This window comes from Halomonas caseinilytica, from assembly GCF_001662285.1.
GTDB classification, from domain to species: domain Bacteria; phylum Pseudomonadota; class Gammaproteobacteria; order Pseudomonadales; family Halomonadaceae; genus Halomonas; species Halomonas caseinilytica.
Map to the genome: position 1 here is coordinate 1 of NZ_BDEO01000009.1, position 15,204 is coordinate 15,204.

The following is a 15,204-nucleotide window of genomic DNA, read 5'->3' on the forward strand; positions in this document are numbered from 1 at the left end:
CGACGATCTTGGTGCGGCGAATCGGCTCGTGGATCGGAGCATGGGGAGGCAGCGTCATGAAGTCCTCGGCAATACCAGAATGGCACGAAAGTCGTTGACGTTGGTGCGCGTCGGACCGGTCACGATCAGGTCATCCAGCGCATCAAAGAAAGTATAGGCGTCATTACGTGACAGATAGTCGTCGGGATCAAGCCCGAGTTCACGCATGCGCTCCCAGCAGGAGGGCCCGAAGATGGCACCGGCGTTGTCTTCGGAGCCATCGATGCCATCGGTATCGATGGCCAGGGCATGGATGCCGGCGGCCCCCTTGAGGGTCGAGAAGAGCCCCAGAAGGTACTCGACATTGCGTCCGCCACGCCCATCGCCACGGACGGTCACGCTGGTCTCGCCGCCGGAAAGGATCAGCAGCGGGCGGGACAGGCCGTCCTGGGCGGCCAGCGCCATCCGTCCCTGGGCGCGCCCGAGTTCACGCGCCTCTCCTTCCAGATCGTCGCCCAGCAGACGCACGTCGATGCCTTCAGCCTCGGCGGCTGTCCGGGCGGCATCCAGGGCATCCCGGGCCCGGGCCAGGATCTCGCTTTCGTCCCGTGAAAAGGCATCATCACCGGCGCGCGGCGCCTCGCCACGGCTTTCCAGATGCCGACGCACGCCCGGCGATATCTCGATGCCGTGTCGCTCGAGAATCGCCAGGGCATCGGCCGGCGTGGTGGCATCCGGCAGGGTCGGGCCGGAGGCGATCAACGAAGCCTCGTCGCCGGGCACGTCCGAGATGAGCCAGGTCAGCACCCGCGCCGGATGCGCGGCGGCAGCCAAGCGTCCGCCCTTGATGGCGGACAGGTGTCGGCGCACCGTGTTGATCTCGCGAATCGGTGCACCGCAGCGCAACAGGGCCTTGTTGAGGGCCTGCTTCTCGTCCAGGCCGACACCGGGCGCCGGCAGTGTCATCAGCGCCGAGCCGCCACCGGAGATCAGGGCGATCACCAGGTCATCCTCACCGAGCCCCTCGACAGACTCGAGCATGCGACGGGCGGCACGTTCGCTCAGGTCATCGGGCATCGGGTGGGACGCCTCGAGCACCTCGATGTCGCGGCACTCGGCACCATGCCCATAGCGGGTCACCACCAGCCCTTCGAGGGGCGCATCGGGGTAACGCACCTGCCAGGCACGCTCCAGGGCCGCGGCCATGGCAGCGGCGGCCTTGCCGGCCCCCACCACCAGCGTGCGGCCGGCCGGCGGTGTCGGCAGCCTGTCGGGCAACAGAGAGTCCGGGTGCACGGCCGCCACGGCCGTCTCGCCGAGACGCGTCAGCCAGTGGCGCATGGTGTCAGGTCGGTCGGAGGAAAACAGCGGGGAAAGGGCATTCATCAGAGGTTCTCCTTCACGCAGGAAAGTGCTGCATAAATCGGCGAGCGCCATCCCATCGCAATCGCTCCGCTCGCAGATGCTCAGGGTTAACATGCGGGGACGGAAGTTACACCGGGATTTATGCAGGACGTCCCAAAAAAAGGGCCCGGTGACGAGGGGTGCTTCAGGGGAAGTCCGTCACCGGGCAATGGCCGTGGAACGGCCTGGCAGACGACGACCCGACGCCTGCCATTAGGGAGCAGTCACCTCCCCTGTCCCCCGCCGGTCGCCACGACGACCGACGGGAAGGACTCAGCGGCTGCCGACTTCATGGTCAGCGAGCCGTTCGAGGGCACGCAGAATGCCGGCATGGTCCCAGTCGGCGCCGCCGTTCGCCACGCAGGCCTGGAACAGTTGCTGGGCATTGGCAGTGCCGGGCAGTGCCAGGTCGAGGCTGCGAGCCCCTTCCAATGCCAGGTTGAGATCCTTCTGGTGCAGCTTGATCTTGAAGCCGGGATCGAAGGTGCGGTCGATCATCCGCTGGCCATGCACGTCGAGGATCTTCGACTGGGCCAGGCCACCGAGCAGCGATTCGCGCACCTTGGACACGTCGGCCCCTGCCTTGGAGGCGAACAGCAGCCCCTCGGACACCGCCTCGATGGTCAGCGCCACGACGATCTGGTTGGCCACCTTGCAGGTCTGGCCGGCACCGTGCCCACCGATGTGGGTGATGGTCTTGCCCATGATCTCGAGCAGCGGGTTGGCGCGTTCGAAGCCCTCCTGGGTGGCACCGACCATGATGGTCAGGGCGGCATTGATCGCCCCGCCTTCACCACCGGACACCGGAGCGTCCACATACTCGCCGCCAGCCTCGTGGATGCGCTTGGCAAACTCCTGGGTGGCCAGCGGCGCGATGGAACTCATGTCGATCACCAAGGTGCCGGGCTTGAGTCCTTCGATGACGCCGCCTTCGCCGAACAGCACCTCTTCGACGTCAGGTGTGTCCGGCACCATGGTGATGACGACCTCGGCGCCTTCGGCGACCGCCTTGGGAGTGTCGAGTTCCTTCATCCCCTTGGAGGCCAGGGTCTCGTCCAGGCTGCCGCGCTTGACGGTGGTCAGCTCATGGCCGGCGTCCAGCAGGTGGCCCGCCATGGGACGCCCCATGATGCCAAGGCCAATAAAACCGATCTTGCTCATGATAGTTCTCCTTGCGGAATACGAGCCCCTCTCACGACCATGCTGAGGTTGGAAGGGTTAACCGGCGACAAGCCTTCGCGAGGGCGCTGTGCCCCCTTCCCTGGGCGCTACATCCGCCATCCATGGCGGATGACCCTCGCGCCGCCTTGTCCCCGGTGCCCATCAGCGATGGCATCCGGAAAACGAGCTCTTTAAGTCTTTAATTTTCAATGTCCATGTCTCGAAACGTATGACGAGCGATGGCAGGTCGGTCGCCGCCGGAGCGGGGGAGCCGGAATGTACGTGTCAGTGCATGAGGACTCCGAGCACCGCCGGCGATCGAGATGCCGAGCGCAGTCACGTTTCAGCGCACGCCATCCAGCCAGCCCAGCCCTTCCTGCGTAGACCCGGCCGGCTTGTACTCACAGCCGATCCAGCCGTCATAACCCAGGCGATCGAGATGACCGAACAGGAAGGGATAGTTGATCTCGCCGGTGCCCGGCTCGTGACGACCGGGGTTGTCGGCGAGCTGCACGTGAGCGATGCGGGCAAAGTGCTTCTCGATGGTCGGCGCCAGGTCGCCTTCCATGATCTGCATATGGTAGATGTCGTACTGCAGCTTGAGGTTGCCACTGCCCACCTCGTCGAAGACTGCCAGCGCCTGCTCGGTGCGGTTGAGGAAGAATCCCGGGATGTCGCGGGTGTTGATCGGCTCGGCAATCAACAGGATGCCGGCGGCCTCGAGCTTCTCGGCGGCAAAGCGCAGGTTGTCCACCAGGGTCTTGCGCGCCTCGTCGTCGCTGACGCCTTCGGGCTGAATGCCGGCCAGGCAGTTGACCTGGGTGTTGCCCAGCACCTTGGCGTACTCGATCGCCTGGTCGACGCCGGCACGGAATTCCTCGACACGGTCCGGATGACAGGCGATGCCGCGCTCGCCGGCGCCCCAGTCGCCGGCCGGCAGATTGAACAGCACCTGGGTCAGGCCATTGTCATCGAGGCGCTGCTTGATCTCGTCGGCCTCGAAATCGTAGGGAAAGAGGTATTCGACCCCCTTGAAGCCCGCCTTGGCGGCGGCCTCGAAGCGATCGAGGAAGTCCACCTCGGTGAACAACATGCTGAGGTTGGCAGCAAACTTGGGCATCTTGTACTCCTTCTGGGTCGTTGGTTTTGCGGGGCTTCCCCGGCGCCCCTTGCGCTTTCTGAATGCCTCAGGTCAGAGAGGCGATGGAGGTCGGCGCATCTTCCTGGTTCTCGGCCAGGTCCTCGAACTCGTTGATCCCCTTGAGATCGGTGCCCATGGAGATGTTGGTCACCCGCTCGAGGATGATCTCGACCACCACCGGCACGCGATGCTGCTTCATCAGCTCGCGAGCCTCGGCGAAGGCCTCGCCGATCCGCTCAGGATCGGTAACGCGCAGTGCCTTGCAGCCCAGGCCCTCCACCACGGAGACATGGTCCACGCCGTAGCCGTTAATTTCCGGGCAATTGATGTTCTCGAACGACAACTGCACCTGATAGTCCATGTCGAAGCCGCGCTGGGCCTGACGAATCAGCCCCAGGTAGGAATTGTTCACCAGCACGTGGAGGTAGGGCAGGTTGAATTGCGCCCCCACCGCCAGTTCCTCGACCATGAACTGGAAGTCATAGTCGCCCGACAGCGCGACGATCTCGGTATCCGGATCGGCACGTCGCACCCCGAGCGCGGCCGGGATCGTCCAGCCCAGCGGCCCCGCCTGGCCGCAGTTGATCCAGTGGCGCGGCTTGTAGACGTGCAGGAACTGGGCCCCGGCGATCTGCGACAGCCCGATGGTGCTGACGTAGCGGGTATTCTTGCCGAAGGCCTTGTTCATCTCCTCGTAGACGCGCTGGGGCTTGACCGGCACGTTGTCGAAGTGAGTCTTGCGCAGCAGGGTTCGCTTGCGCTCCTGGCATTCCTCGGCCCAGGCACTGCGATCCTTGAGCTTGCCTTTGGCTTGCCACTCGCGGGCCACCTCGACGAACAGCTCAAGCGCCGCCTTGGCGTCGGAGACGATGCCGTAGTCCGGTCCGAAGATACGCCCGATCTGGGTCGGCTCGATATCCACATGGACGAACTTGCGCCCCTCGGTGTAGGAATCCAGCGCACCGGTGTGGCGATTTGCCCAGCGGTTGCCGATCCCCATGACGAAGTCAGAGGCCAGCATGGTCGCGTTGCCATAACGATGCGACGTCTGCAGACCGACCATACCCGCCATCAGCGGATGGTCGTCGGGGATGGTGCCCCATCCCATCAGCGTCGGGATCACCGGCACACCGGTCAGCTCGGCGAACTCGGTGAGCAGCTCGCTAGCATCGGCATTGATGATGCCGCCGCCGGCCACCAGCAACGGCTTGTCGGCTTCGTTGAGCATGCCCATGGCCTTCTCGATCTGCGCGCGAGAGGCACTCGGCTTGTAAGCCGGCAGCGATTCGTAGGTATCCGGATCGAACTCGATCTCGGTCATCTGCACGTCGATCGGCAGATCGATCAGCACCGGCCCCGGGCGCGAGCTGCGCATGATCTGGAAAGCCTGCTGAAAGGCACGGGGTACCTGGGCCGGCTCCAGCACGGTGATGGCCCACTTGGTGACCGGACCGGCGATGGCCTTGATGTCGACCGCCTGGAAATCCTCCTTGTGCAGCTTGTTCGCCGGCGCCTGACCGGTGATGCACAGGATCGGGATGGAATCGGCAGAAGCCGAATACAGGCCGGTGATCATGTCCGTGCCGGCGGGCCCGGAGGTACCGATGCACACCCCGACATTACCCGGCTGGGTGCGCGTATAGCCTTCGGCCATGTGCGAGGCACCCTCAACGTGGCGCGCCAGGACGTGATCCACACCGCCGACATTGCGCATCGCGGCATAGAAAGGGTTGATGGCAGCGCCAGGCAGGCCGAAGGCAACATCGACCCCCTCTTTCTTGAGCACGTGAACGGCAGCTTCCGCAGCGGTCATGCGAGCCATGACGATTCCTCCGGTGTCGGGTTTTATTCTTTGGAAATAATTTCTGTATACAGAGACTAGGCGCACTCGCCGGGAGCCGTCAACACTTCATGAAAAATATTTCCAGTAAATTCATCGCCCGAATTTCAATAGGTTGCTAAAAATGGAAAATTATCCCGAAAAATCATGGAAGAAGGCGCCATACACAGCGCAACGTCTTCTTCAACCGGCTGCGGACACCCGATGATCCCGTTCTGGATACATACAAAAGCCCGCCCGGCGAAGGGCCGGGCGGGCTGGCATGGTGCGACGGAGGAGAGGTCGTTCAGCGACGCTTGCTGTAAGGCAGCGCCATGTGCCGGTTGACGTCCTTGTAGAGCAGGTAGCGGAAGGGGCCAGGGCCTCCGGCATAGCAGGCCTGTGGGCAGAAGGCACGCAGCCACATGTAGTCCCCCGCCTCGACCTCCACCCACTGCTGGTTGAGGTGGTAGACCGCCTTGCCCTCGAGTACGTAGAGACCGTGCTCCATGACGTGAGTCTCGTCGAAGGGAATCACCCCGCCCGGCTGGAAGGTCACGATGGTCACGTGCATGTCGTGGCGCATGTCGTCCGGGTCGACGAAGCGCGTGGTGGCCCAGACCTCGTTGCAATCCGGCATGACCGTCGGCTCGATATCGTTCTCGTTGACCACGATGGGCTCGGGAACGTCGATGCCGTCGACGAACTCATAGGCCTTGCGAATCCAGTGAAAACGCACCGGTTCATCGGCTTCGTTGCGCAACTGCCAGTCGCTGCCTGGCGGAATGAAGGCATAACCGCCCGGCACCATGCGATGCCGCTCGCCACCCAGCGTCAGCACCAGCTCGCCCTCCACCACGAACAGCACGCCCTCGGCCCCCGGATCGGACTCGGGCCGCTCACTGCCACCGCCCGGCGAGACCTCCATGATGTACTGGGAGAAGGTTTCCGCGAAGCCGGAGAGCGGCCGAGACAAGATCCACAGCCGCGTATTCTCCCAATGGGGCAACTTGCTGGTGACGATATCGCGATAGACTCCCCTGGGAATCACCGCGAAGGCCTCGGTGAACATGGCCCGGTCGGTGGTCATGACCTTCTGTCCAGGATGGCCGCCGTGGGGAGCGTAGTATGGTCTCTGGGTCGTGGGACGCTGGCTCATTGCCTCTCCTCGAATTCAGTGTCTGACGACGCGACGGCCTCATGCCCGGGCAGGGTCACCCGGATATCGATGGGATACTCGTCGCAGTTGTTGCCCTCGCCACCGCGATCCACCACCAGGAATTCGCCCTCACGCTCCAGGACGGACTGGATGGCATGCCAGGTGCCGGCACGGTAGTTGACTCCCTGGCGCCCATCGGTAACGAAGGCGCGCACGCTCTCCGGATCGATCCGCTCGCCGGGCGGTGCTACCACCACCAGGAAGCGCTCCTCGTGCATGGGCACGAAGGCCTGGCTGCCCTGAGGATGGCGTTCGAGGAAGTCCAGCGTCAGCGGCACCTCGACGGGCTGGCTGACGAAGATGCTGATCAGCGCCCTCGCCTTTTCGCCCAGCGTCTCGACCCGCGCCAGATCGTGGTAACGCCGGGTTCGGCCGGCATTGATATGAAAGTAATCGGCGATACGCGTGTCGATCACCTCGCCGAAGGGAGCGAACGCTTCTGGAGTGAGCGGGCGCGCCTCGAGTTCAAGCATATAACCTCCTGCATGAGAGATGGGCCACCTCTCGGCCATCGCCGCCCTCCCCGCGGACCAAGAACCGGTCCGCCCTCGATCCTTGGCAGCGGCATGATTCAAAAAATATGGAAATCCTTTCCAGATTAAGCTTCAATCGGATGGCTGGCAACAGCGGAGAAGCCATGGGCCACCCTCCCTCGCTTCTTCCATCGGCGCACTCGTGCCACCCCCCAACAACAATCCGAGGTACTGCATGTCCCAACAGCCTCAGACCACTGATCTTCGAGCCTCCCGAAAAACCCATAAGCGCTCGTTTCAGATACCCCATATCTATGTGATTCTTTTCGTTTTCATCGCTCTTGCCTCGATCGCCACGTACTTCGTGCCGGCAGGCACCTACGAGCGCATCCCCGGGCCGGACGGTCGTACCACCATCGACGCGACATCCTTCCAGTACGTCGAATCGAGTCCTGTCGGGCCGGTCGACTTCATGCTGGCGATTCCCAATGGGTTGATGAGCGCCGGCCAGGTCGTCTTCTTCACCTTCATGATCGGCGGCATGTTCATGGTGTTGAGACGCACCGGCATCATCGAGATCGGCGTCGACAAACTGAGCCGCCGATTCGCCAATCGAAGCTTGCTGATGATTCCGGTGCTCATGACCACCTTTGCCGTGGTGGCCACGCTGATCGGCACCCAGGAACTGTCGCTGGTCTATGTTCCGGTCATCCTGCCGTTGATGATCGCCCTGCGCTTCGACTCGGTGACCGCCGCTGCCGTCGCGCTCTGCGCCACGACGGCCGGCTTCACCACCGGCGTGCTCAACCCCATCAACACGGGGCTCGGGCAACAGCTCGCCGGCCTGCCGCTCTATTCGGGCTTCGCCCTGCGCGCCGCCACCTTCGTCATCGTGTTGTGCGTCGGTATATTTTTCGTCATGCGCTACGCGCGCAAGGTCCACAACGATCCTTCGCTGAGCCTGATGGCCGACGATGATACCGAAGCCGAAAAGCGCGCCTCTTATCAGCATGCCACCGACGAAGGGGCCCTGGTCGCCAATGCTCGCCAGAAGCTCGCCGCCCTGGCCGCCTTCGGCTTCTTCGCCCTGCTGGTATACGGCGTACTCGCGCAAGGCTGGTTCATGATGGAAATGGCCGGCCTTTTCATCGTCATGGGGATCGTCGTTGGCCTGATCGCCGGCCTGAATGGCGACGAAATCTGCGAGGGGTTCAACCAGGGATTCCGGGACGTCCTGGTAGGCGCCATGATCGCCGGTATCGCCCGGGGCGTCGCCGTGGTACTCGAGGATGGCCAGATCATGGACACGCTGGTCCACGGGCTGGGCAACCTGGTCGGCGAACTGCCCGGTCTGCTCTCGGCCATCGGCATGTACTTCGCCCAGCTCGGCTTCAACTTCGTGGTACCGTCCGGCAGCGGCCAGGCCCTGGTGACCATGCCGATCATGGCGCCCCTGGCCGACCTCATCGGCGTCACTCGACAGACCGCCGTACTCGCCTATCAACTCGGCGACGGAATCGGCAACATCCTCTACCCCACATCCGGCTACTTCATGGCGACCCTGGCCTTGGCTGGCGTCCCCTGGCAGAAGTGGGTCAAGTTCTTCTTCCCGCTGTTCTGCACTTGGGTGTTGATCTCGCTTTGCCTTCTGGCCTTCGCCCAGGCCATCCAATGGACCGGCTAGGCACTCAGGAAGCTGATCGACACCTCCCCGCCTGATATCGCCGCCCAGCCGCCACGCCTCGGCCGCTGCGACACTTGTCACCATGGGGCCGGGGCATCGCACGATGGCCTACTGGCCTACCGGATGTCGCTCGGCCCAGTGCCGGGCGATATCCACGCGTCGCGTGACCCAGACGCGGTCGTGGGCCTCGATGTGATCGAGAAAGCGCTGCAGGGCACGGAACCGGCCCGGCCGGCCAATCAGACGGCAATGCAGCCCCACCGACAGCATCTTCGGCGTTTCCTCGCCCTCGGCGTAGAGGACATCGAAGGCATCACGCAGGTAGGTGAAGAAATGGTCGGCAGTATTGAATCCCTGGGGAGCAGCGAAGCGCATGTCGTTGCTGTCCAGGGTATAGGGCACCACCAGATGGTCGTGTTCACGGCCCTGGCTGTCGGCCTCACGCGTCCAGAATGGCAGGTCGTCACCATAATAGTCGCTGTCGTAGAGGAAGCTCCCCTCGTCGAGCACCAGGCGCCGGGTATTGGGGCTGTCGCGCCCGGTATACCAGCCCAGCGGCGTCTCGCCATACAGTGACTGGAAGATCTCGATGGCGCGGCGCATGTGCTCGCGCTCGATATGCTCGGGCACTTTCTGGTAGTGGATCCAGCGATAGCCGTGACAGGCGATCTCGTGTCCCAGCTCCTTGAAGGCCTGCGCCACTTCCGGATTGCGTTCCAGGGCCATGGCCACACCAAAGACGGTCAGCGGCAGGCCGCGACGTTCGAACTCGCGAAGCACTCGCCAGACGCCCGCTCGGGAGCCGTACTCGTAGATCGATTCCATGCTCAAGTGACGATCCGGATAGGATTCGGCACCGATGATCTCGGACAGGAACTGCTCCGACCCACTGTCGCCGTGCAGCACGCAGTTCTCACCGCCTTCCTCGTAGTTGAGCACGAACTGGACGGCGATGCGCGCTCGGCCCGGCCAATCGGCCTGGGGCGGCGTACGCCCATAACCGATCAGGTCCCGCGGATAGTCACGTCGAGTCGATGATGTCATGACGAAGCTTCCTTCTTGTTCTCGCGACGCTCGTGTTGCGGCCTGTCGTCATCGGCCTCGGCGCATGGCAGCCGCATTCTGAGCGACACTAAATGTATACAATAAAATACTAGTGTGTACTCATCATGGTTGCAAGCCCCTCCTCCCGGTCACCACCTCCGGCCGCGTACCGAGTGCAGGTCTTTTGCCCTGTCAGCAGGGGCCTCTTCAGGCTCCACTCTTGTATACAAAAAATCAACCCCAATGATCCGAACGCCGTTATCGTTCCTGATTACGCCTTTCTCCCTCGTTCATGACCCAGCGCTTATTCGCTCACGGTCCTGCTCGTAGGGGAAGCCAGACATACAGCTCGCAAAACAGTATGCAGAAAAACACACAATCTGGACCACATTAATCCGAAATATTGAACACATTTATTGTGCACACAATGATCCGTATAAAATCATTCGCATGCTTCCAATAACCTATTGTTTAATAGACGAAAACCCGCCCTCCTCCAAGTGCAAAAAACTCCTTGCTTCGGGCACCATTCAATCCTATTTTGTGTACAACACCTTTAAACTTTGTTCACAAAAACAACCTTCCGGGAGCCGACATGCGCCTCAATGTCATCAACCCCAACACCACCCGTAGCATGACCGACACCATTGCTGCCGCAGCACGGCGTATTGCCGCGGCAGATACCCACATCATGGCGACCCAGCCGGCACATGGCCCGGTTTCCATCGAGAGCCATTTCGATGAGGCCATCAGTGCCGTGGGTGTGCTGGAGGAAGTGGCAGCCGGCGACCGGGAGGGCGCGGATGCCCATGTCATTGCCTGCTTCGGCGATCCCGGACTACTGGCAGCACGAGAAGTGACCCGCGCACCAGTGATCGGCATTGCCGAGGCCGCCTTTCACATGGCGTCCTTGATCAGCACGCGCTTCTCGGTCGTCACCACTCTGGGACGCACCGGCATCATCGCCGAACACCTGCTCGATCAATACGGCTTCCGTCATCACTGCCGCCGGGTGCGCGCCGCCGAGATCCCCGTGCTCGACCTCGAGAGCGATAGCGACGCCGCCCTGGCTCGCATCATCGAAGAATGCCGACGCGCACGCGACGAGGATGGCGTCGGCGCCATCGTGCTGGGTTGCGGCGGCATGGCCGACCTCACCGACGAAATCGCCAATGCGGTCGGCTTGCCGGTCGTCGAAGGCGTGACCGCCGCGGTCAAGCTGGCCGAGGCACTCGTCGGACTAGGCCTCGGCACCAGCAAGCATGGCGACCTTGCCTTCCCCCGGCCCAAGACATTCGTCGGTCGCTTCGAGCATCTGTCCGGCTCCACCGAATAAACACGCCAACCCCGCCTGACATCGCATCAGGCCACACACCGCAAGCCTCACCGGTTTCCCCGCGGAAATCGGCAACAACGACAATCATCGAATCACTTGCGAGGACACCACCATGGCACCTTCCCCCTCGGGCGCCCCGAATGGCGCCAAGACCGCTACCGATCCCGCGATGCCCCCCGCTCCCGAATCGGGCACCAAGGCGGCGGGCAACGAATCCCTGGCGCCCCAGCAGACGCGCATCATGGGGCGCACCTCCTACCTGCTGGCCTGGTTCGGCGGCTGCGTGTCGATCGGCACCTTCACCATGGGCTCCAGCGTCGTCGGCAGTCTCAACCTCATCCAGGCGACCCTGGCCATCGCCATCGGCTGCTTCGTGATCGGCCTGGCCCTGGCCCTGAACGGGGCTCCCGGCTACAAGTACGGTATTCCCTTCATGGTCCAGGCACGCAGTGCCTTCGGCTTCTCCGGCACCCGACTGCCGGGGCTGGTACGCGCTGTGCCCGCCATCGTCTGGTACGGTTTCCAGAGCTGGATCGGCGCCGGCGCCCTGAACATGGTCTCGGCGACCCTGTTCGGTTTCGACAACCTGGTCTTCTTCTTCATCACCTTCCAGTTGCTGCAGATCGCCCTGTCGGTGCTGGGCTTCCAGGGCATCAAGTGGCTGGAAAACATCGGCAGCGCCTTCATTCTCTGTTCGCTGGTCTACATGTTCTACAGCACGGTGCAGCGCTACGGTGACGAGCTTTCTGCCAGCATGCTGACCATGGAAGGCTCCTGGGGCTTGCCGTTCTGGGGCGCGACCATGCTGTTCCTGGGCATCTACAGCACCATGATGCTCAATGTCAGCGACTACTCACGCGAGCACAAGGAAGGCACCGGGCCGGGCCTGCTGACCACGATCTACGCCATGTCGATCCTGCCCTGCACGCTGTTCATGGGACTGATCGGCTACATGGTGTCCGAGGCAACCGGCGTGGCGGATCCGGTCAAGGTCTTTGCCAATGCCGTGGACAACACGCCCCTGCTGATGACCACCCTGTTGTTCATCGCCTTCGCCCAGGTCACCACCAATGTGCTCAACAATGTGGTGCCACCGACCTATGTACTGATGGATGCCTTCAAGCTGAAATTCCGCACCGCCACCGTGATCGTGGGGCTGCTGGCCTTCGCCACTTTCCCCTGGGAGCTGGTCAAGGATGAGTCCGCCGCTGGCCTGCAGATGTTCGTGCAGACCTACTCGGCCTTCCTCGGCCCGATCTTCGCGGTGCTGGTGGTGGACTATTACCTGATTCGCCGCCGCACCCTGGATCTCGGCAAGCTGTACGACGAGAACGGCCCCTACCGCGGCGTCAACGTTGCCGCCCTGGTGGCCACAGCGGTAGGCGTGATCGCCGCCTTCAGCATTTCCACCGTGTCCTGGTACGCCAGCCTGATCCCGGCGGGCCTGACCTATTATCTGTTGATGCGTTACTGGGCACCTTGCCAACGCTTTCGCGACTGAACCGTTCCCACGTGATGGCCCTCCCGCCGGGGTGGGCCTTCGTCTGCCAACAAGACCAGAAGGCAACGCTTCATGACGGACCAAGAACTGGACATCCAGCACCACGACCCACGCCTGTACAACGACGATCTCGCACCGATCAAGTCGGAGCGACGCACCTGGGGCTGGTTCGAGATTTTCAATGTCTGGTCGAACGACATCCAGAGCCTGTTCGGCTACACACTGGCCGCGTCGCTGTTCATTTCCTATGGCCTCAATGGCTGGGCGGTCATGGCAGCCATCGTGCTCGCCGGCTTCGTGGTGATGGTACTGGTCAACCTGACCGGCAAGCCGAGCGTCAAGTACGGCATTCCCTTTCCGGTGATGATCCGCGCCAGCATGGGCGTCCACGGCGCCAACTTCCCGGCCATGCTGCGGGCCATCATCGGTATCTTCTGGTATGGCGTGCAGACCTATTTCGCGTCCACCGCCGTCTCGCTGCTGCTCACCTCGCTGTTCGGCGACCCCGGCGGCCAGTGGCTCGGCATGACGGCGCTGGACTGGCTTTCCTTCGTGATCGTCTGGTGCTTCCAGATCGCCCTGTTCTGGCAAGGCATCGAGCGTATCAAGCACTTCCTCAACTGGGCGGGACCGCTGGTCTACGTGGTGATGGTCGCGCTGATGCTCATCGTCTGGTTCAAGGCAGGCAGCGATCTCCTGCCGGCAGTGAGCACCATCTTCAGCGGTGCCAGCGACTACGAAGGCAATGCCCTGACCGCCTTCATGGCCATCACCGGCACCATGATCGCCTACTTCGCCGCGGTGGTGATCAACTTTGGCGACTTCACCCGCTTCGTGAAGAGCGAGCGCGAGATGAAGCTCGGCAACCTGCTGGGTCTGCCGCTCAATGTTGCCTTCTTTTCCTTCATTGCCCTGATCATCACGGCCGGCACCCTGGCACTGTTTGGCGAGACGCTGACCAACCCGTCGGACATCATCGACCGGGTCGATTCACTGCCGTTGACCATTGTCGCCGCCATCACCTTCTTCGCTGCCACCGTGGGCATCAACCTCGTCGCCAACTTCATCCCGCCGGCCTATGACCTGGCCAACCTCTTTCCGCGTCGCATCAGCTTTCGCGTCGGCGGCCTGATCACCGCCGTGATCGCCTTCTTCGTCGGCGCTCTGTGGATGGCCGTCATCAGCAAGATCGGCGTCGCCGGTTTCGTCAACGCCCTCGGTGCCGTGGTGGCCCCCTTCTACGGCATCATCGTGGTCGACTACTACCTGCTGAAGCGCCAGCGCCTGAACATCCAGGACATCTTCTCCGCCGACCCGGATGGCGCCTATTACTACGTCAAGGGCTGGAACCACCGCGCCCTGATCGCCTTCGCTCTGGCCGCGCTGTTCTCCGTGTCGTCGGTCTGGGTACCGGCGCTTGAGGCACTGGGCGGCTATGCCTGGCTGATCGGCGCGGCCCTCGGCGGACTCTTCCATTACCTGCTGATGCGGGGACGGCGCCTGCCCGTCACCGCCTCCTGACGAACAGCCAGGCGGACGCAAGCCGGCAGAAGCGGTAAGCAAGCCGGCAGAAAAAGCCAGCAAGAATGGATCACCGCCGTTCAGGCGGAGAAGATGCGATACAGATCCGGCGTTTCCTCTTCTTCCTCATGGATGGAGAGGGACGCCTCGATAGCCTTGAGATGCCGGCTCATGAACGCCTGGGCACGTTCGCCATTACCTTGCTCGAGAAAGCTCAGCAGATCCTCGTGATCGTGGGATTCACATCCCAGGTGGCCGGCATTGCCATAGACCGCAAGAATCAAGGAAGAACGCGAGCACAGGCGTTCAACGAAATCCGCCAGGGTGGCATTGCCCGACAGGCGCGCCAGGCGCCCGTGGAAGGCGGCGGAGAGCTTGATGGCGGTACTCTGCTCGCCGCCCTTGAGCGCCTCGCGTTCACGACGCGCCATGTCACGCAACTCCTCGGCCGCTTCGGGCGTCATGCGCCGGGCAACCTCCGGCATCAGACCGCACTCGATCATCTGGCGGGCATCGAAGACATCCTTGGCCTCATCGGCGGTGGGCCGCGTGACACTCGCGCCCCGGCGTGGCGTCAGCGTCACCAGTTGCTCCAGGGCCAGGCGCTGCAGGATCTTGCGGATGCCGGTGCGGCTGACGCCGAACACCTCGGACAAGGCATCCTCGCGCAGCCGGGCACCGGGTTTCAGACGGTGCTCGATGATGGCATCGCTGATGGCGTGATAGATCGACTCATGACGTTCGGGCCCATCCCCGTTCTTGCCAGGACGGCCCGTCTTTTCGTTGGCCTTGCGCTCGGTTGCGGCCCGACGCTGGTTCATGGATCGCTCATCTCCCTGAAAACCCGATACGACGACTATTGTATACGCATTTCCGTCGTCGACACGACCGCCGCCCGCCGAAATCGGCGGGCGGCGGGATC

At 62.8% G+C, this 15,204-nt stretch carries 12 protein-coding genes; 4 read left to right on the top strand and 8 right to left on the bottom strand.

What is annotated here, in order from left to right; genetic code table 11:
• Positions 1–54: 54 nt before the first annotated feature.
• The 6 genes from HSDC_RS11050 to HSDC_RS11075 form a co-directional block, all read right to left on the bottom strand.
• A complete protein-coding gene (locus tag HSDC_RS11050; RefSeq protein WP_064700018.1) occupies positions 55–1,365 on the bottom strand; it encodes a glycerate kinase type-2 family protein in 1,311 nt (436 codons plus the stop codon).
• Positions 1,366–1,656: 291 nt separating this feature from the next.
• Positions 1,657–2,544, bottom strand: a complete 888-nt coding sequence (locus HSDC_RS11055; RefSeq protein ID WP_064700019.1) for a 2-hydroxy-3-oxopropionate reductase — start codon at positions 2,542–2,544, stop codon at positions 1,657–1,659.
• A gap of 343 nt (positions 2,545–2,887) precedes the next feature.
• On the bottom strand, positions 2,888–3,664 hold the full coding sequence (gene hyi / locus HSDC_RS11060) for a hydroxypyruvate isomerase (RefSeq protein WP_064700020.1): 777 nt from the start codon (positions 3,662–3,664) through the stop codon (positions 2,888–2,890).
• A gap of 67 nt (positions 3,665–3,731) precedes the next feature.
• Positions 3,732–5,507 (bottom strand): glyoxylate carboligase, encoded by a 1,776-nt coding sequence (gcl, locus tag HSDC_RS11065; protein WP_064700021.1) that lies wholly within the window; start codon positions 5,505–5,507, stop codon positions 3,732–3,734.
• A 304-nt stretch (positions 5,508–5,811) separates the two neighbouring features.
• Positions 5,812–6,663 carry a bifunctional allantoicase/(S)-ureidoglycine aminohydrolase gene (locus HSDC_RS11070; protein ID WP_064700022.1) on the bottom strand — a complete coding sequence of 284 codons (852 nt, stop codon included), beginning with the start codon at positions 6,661–6,663 and terminating at the stop codon, positions 5,812–5,814.
• Positions 6,660–7,196 (bottom strand): ureidoglycolate lyase, encoded by a 537-nt coding sequence (locus tag HSDC_RS11075; protein WP_064700023.1) that lies wholly within the window; start codon positions 7,194–7,196, stop codon positions 6,660–6,662. Before HSDC_RS11075 ends, HSDC_RS11070 begins: the two co-directional genes overlap by 4 nt.
• Before the next feature lie 316 nt (positions 7,197–7,512).
• Between HSDC_RS11075 and HSDC_RS11080 the strand changes: the two genes are divergently transcribed.
• On the top strand, positions 7,513–8,880 hold the full coding sequence (locus HSDC_RS11080) for a YfcC family protein (RefSeq protein ID WP_244534469.1): 1,368 nt from the start codon (positions 7,513–7,515) through the stop codon (positions 8,878–8,880).
• Between the two features lie 108 nt (positions 8,881–8,988).
• Here HSDC_RS11080 and puuE read toward each other — a convergent pair whose 3' ends face one another.
• Positions 8,989–9,924, bottom strand: coding sequence for an allantoinase PuuE (gene puuE / locus HSDC_RS11085; RefSeq protein WP_064700025.1), 936 nt, complete (start codon positions 9,922–9,924; stop codon positions 8,989–8,991).
• A gap of 595 nt (positions 9,925–10,519) precedes the next feature.
• Between puuE and HSDC_RS11090 the strand changes: the two genes are divergently transcribed.
• The 3 genes from HSDC_RS11090 to HSDC_RS11100 all read left to right on the top strand — a co-directional run bounded on the left by HSDC_RS11090 (position 10,520) and on the right by HSDC_RS11100 (position 14,282).
• Entirely contained in the window at positions 10,520–11,260 is a 741-nt protein-coding gene (locus tag HSDC_RS11090) for an aspartate/glutamate racemase family protein (RefSeq protein ID WP_064700026.1), read from the top strand.
• 169 nt (positions 11,261–11,429) lie between these two features.
• A complete protein-coding gene (locus tag HSDC_RS11095) occupies positions 11,430–12,761 on the top strand; it encodes an NCS1 family transporter (protein ID WP_137055286.1) in 1,332 nt (443 codons plus the stop codon).
• Positions 12,762–12,833: 72 nt separating this feature from the next.
• On the top strand, positions 12,834–14,282 hold the full coding sequence (locus tag HSDC_RS11100; RefSeq protein WP_064700028.1) for an NCS1 family nucleobase:cation symporter-1: 1,449 nt from the start codon (positions 12,834–12,836) through the stop codon (positions 14,280–14,282).
• An 80-nt stretch (positions 14,283–14,362) separates the two neighbouring features.
• On the opposite strand, the gene HSDC_RS11105 is transcribed toward HSDC_RS11100, so the two are convergent.
• Entirely contained in the window at positions 14,363–15,103 is a 741-nt protein-coding gene (locus HSDC_RS11105) for a GntR family transcriptional regulator (protein WP_064700029.1), read from the bottom strand.
• Positions 15,104–15,204: the final 101 nt, after the last annotated feature.